2 protein-coding genes and 2 pseudogenes are annotated in these 3,506 nt (G+C 37.7%); all 4 read right to left on the bottom strand.

The features are described from left to right. Nucleotides 1-139: 139 nt before the first annotated feature. Complete coding sequence (locus E0698_RS26070; RefSeq protein WP_192513405.1) at nt 140-1,192, bottom strand: fibronectin type III domain-containing protein; 1,053 nt, start codon at nt 1,190-1,192, stop codon at nt 140-142. A gap of 738 nt (nt 1,193-1,930) precedes the next feature. After that, nucleotides 1,931-2,148, bottom strand: a pseudogene (locus tag E0698_RS26065) (hypothetical protein). Between the two features lie 387 nt (nt 2,149-2,535). Then, on the bottom strand, nt 2,536-3,033 hold the full coding sequence (locus E0698_RS26060) for a hypothetical protein (RefSeq protein WP_149095779.1): 498 nt from the start codon (nt 3,031-3,033) through the stop codon (nt 2,536-2,538). Between the two features lie 267 nt (nt 3,034-3,300). Further along, nucleotides 3,301-3,506: pseudogene (locus E0698_RS27240) on the bottom strand (hypothetical protein); the annotation flags it as partial.

The following is a 3,506-nucleotide window of genomic DNA, read 5'->3' as shown; positions in this document are numbered from 1 at the left end:
GCTAATACCTCCCCCTCTTCAATTAAAACGACCTGAACCAGTTAAAGCCTAAATTTCCTGTACGATCTTCAACACACTGTTCCTTAGATTCTTCAACAAAAATCCCCGCCGACCAGTTAAGGTTAGCGGGGATTTAATCTTATTTAGAGTATTCACTTACTTCAAATGTTAGGATACGATCATACAGCATGTAATCCTTTCGGTTGCTGAATGGACCTTTATGGTTATCATGTTTATTGATTGCATAGGATGCTGATCCAGAACCAGCCTGTTTGCCTTCGTACCATGCAATAAAGTCATTGACCTCTTTCATACTCAAATCGAATTCTTTCTCCAAGCTGGTTGTCATGGTGACTACTAGAATAGCATGGTTGCCTGAAGGTTGTCCTGGATCAGTTTGACCGCCTCCTCCTTGTGGAGTTGCAGACGCTTCATTGGAGTATTCAGAATCTACTCCATTTACTTTAGCACTGACCACAAAATAGTATTTCGTTCCGTTGGTCAGGCCGGGAATAACAAAGTTACCATAGGCATCCTTGGTAGCTGTTGCGGTTTCAGTGTGCTTGCCTGATTCTGTTCCGAATTTTACAGTATAGCTTTCTGCGTTTTCTACTGCTCCCCAACTAAGGGTGGCTTGAGAATCTCCCGCATCTGCTTTTAAATCTTTAATGGAGTTATCTGTCGTATTGGTTATACCTATTGTAAGTTCATTAATATGAGCCCATGAATAACCGCCATCTACTACGATTTTAATTCCTTCGTATACTCCTGGAGTGACTTCAATAGGGTCAGTTATTGTAACAGTAGCCTCTACATACCTAGTAACTTTTGAAGTTATAGCCGTCCAGTTTCCATTTTTCAATCCATATATTGTATAATAATTATTTGATTTAGGATTAGAATACGCTGCAATTTGGATGAAATTCAAACTTATTTTCTCTGGAAAAACAAACTGGATAGTTCCTTTATAGTCTCCAGCATTCCAAACAGTATTTAAATTGCGATCAATTGCATTCATACCAATATTTGGACTATATGTGCCACTAACCGTCACAATCGTTCCTTTTGTAGGCGAAACACCCTGCATCCCCTTTACAGTACCCGTTTCCCCATTAGCTGCCATAGCCACAGGCATGCTCATTAAGAATGATAAAATTACTAACAAAATTGTCTTCATAAAATTACTTCTCATTGAACTTCCTCCTCTGTAATCTTCGGATAGCCCTTAAGCGACTCCTTCATGTTTTCCTCCGCATCTTCGCGGTCAATTGTACATACAGCAGAATGTTATGCATTACTGGTGTAAGTCTTTTTTCTAAATTAATAATTCAAATTTATTTAGCTACAAAATAAAGTCCTAATGGTAAGGAAATGCTTGGCTGTGCCATAGTATATAGTTTATAGCTAGTACGATTATTAATGACTATTCCATATTTTTGAGCAAAATTATAAGTTTTGAGTGAACCAATTTTATAGTTAATAAAACCATTTGCTGCTAATCCATCATAATTCCCATAAATTGTATATACATTAGAAAGACTTGAATTGTTTTTAATGTTGGATGATGATTTAGGTTCTCTGACAGCAATACCTTCAATGTTTACAACTTGACCAATAGAATGCCAGCCGCACTAAGGCTGGCCGAACTTAAACTATTGTTATAAGCCTAGTCTGTGACAGTCTGTGGCTTTTCTTGAGAAAGGGGTTCTTGATTTTCGTTAGCGTTTACAACAGAAGAACTGGAACAGAAAAAAGGGCTGCTGATAGAGCAATTATTGCTAACTTTTTCTTCACTTTTAACGCCTCCAATATATGTATTTAAATACACTTTTATAGTAGCACTTTGAATTTGTCGAAGTAAGAAGAATCCTGTCGTTCACAAAAATTACATATGATGTAATATACCTTACACAAAAAAACTCTGCCAGTGTTAGTCAGTAGAGTTTTTGACATCTACTCTAAATTCAAATTGATTACGGAAGAAATACGATCCGTTTATCTTAATCGACTCCGGTGTTATCTTCTCCACTACTCCGCAATATCTATCAATTCCTCTCCCAATTGCTGAACGACATATACCCTTACCTGGCTTAATGCAGTTGCAAACAGTTCGGTATCCGACTTTAACACTTTATATGTATGGTTCATGCTAATCACCTCAGTAACTCATTCGGCGCAAGGTGAGGAATTCCTTCAACAAAAAAATCCCTGCCGACCAATTAAGGTTAGCAGAGCTTTTTGTTTACTCGACTATTTATTTTTTCTGAACATGAACATCCCAATAAGTGCAACAACTATTATAGCGGGAATTCGCCATGGATTTGGTAGAAATTTTGTTAACCATAGGGCAGCGAATACTGTGGCTATTGCTAAATAGCCTAAGCGTTCAGATGGTTCGAATTTCTTCCTATTGAAAAATACATTCAAATATCCTATCGGTGGGGTTATGATGATCATTAAAATTATGACCAACGGCCTTAAATACCACTTTCTTTTCATTCTTCCTCCGTCACTCGTCGTTGTTAATCTCATTTATTAAAGGAATATAGCTCCGATAGCTCTAGCGATAATATCAGCTAACCATCCCGCTACACCTAAATACTGCATAGCCTGTGATAGGGCATCTTCAATACTGCCACTGAAATTTGTGACCACATCTAGAGCCTTTATTAGCGCATCGACTTTGACAACATTAGTAAGATTCTTTCTGACACTATCACTTACGGGAAGCCAATCGATCGTTGTTTTTATAACATTATCAATTTTGCTTGCCTGTGATTTAAGAGCCGCCTTTATTCCTTTAATTGTCCAAGAGACTTTACCTTGTGTCGTTACATCTCCATTAAGACTTGGATCAGTACCGTTAATTACTGGTGGCACAACACCTTCTGATTGATTGACGGATTCGTTATATGTAGAAGAAGTCACAGATGTACTTGCAGCAGAAGCGGAAAATGGAGACACGACAGAAAATAGCAGGGCAGCAGTTGCGGAGCTTAACATGATTTTTTTCGTTAATGCGTTTACACTCATTTCAAACTCTCCTTTTTATTGTATTTACGTCTATTAATATATAATTAATCACATGTCGAAGTAAGGGGAATAAAAGTGCATCGATATAAACAGTAAAAAAGAACCAGTCTAAAATCCTTATAAATTGTATTATATCAACAGTTAGATAGAAAATTTTAATTAATTTACCAACTCAATTCGTTACTTTATACCTAATGGAATGTTATTTTTATGTCGAAATACGAATAAAAGACTCTACCAGTTGCTAACCAGTAGAGTCCCTCATCCTTATTTCACTATAAACCTTACCTTTGTTCCATCTGCGTAGTCATCCAGCTTGTGACCTACCCACGATCCAGCTCCACGGTTATCCTTCGGTGATATGTACTTTATGTCTGCACCTTCGCCGCCTTCCGCGTAGGATAAGCGCCCAGCGCCTTTCTGTATTACTACAGTAGGTTTCCAAACGCTCTCCTCCGAACCGTACGTACACC

The sequence above is a fragment of the Paenibacillus sp. 23TSA30-6 genome (assembly GCF_014858585.1).
GTDB lineage: Bacteria > Bacillota > Bacilli > Paenibacillales > Paenibacillaceae > Paenibacillus.
This window is presented reverse-complemented; position numbering and strand designations above follow the sequence as displayed.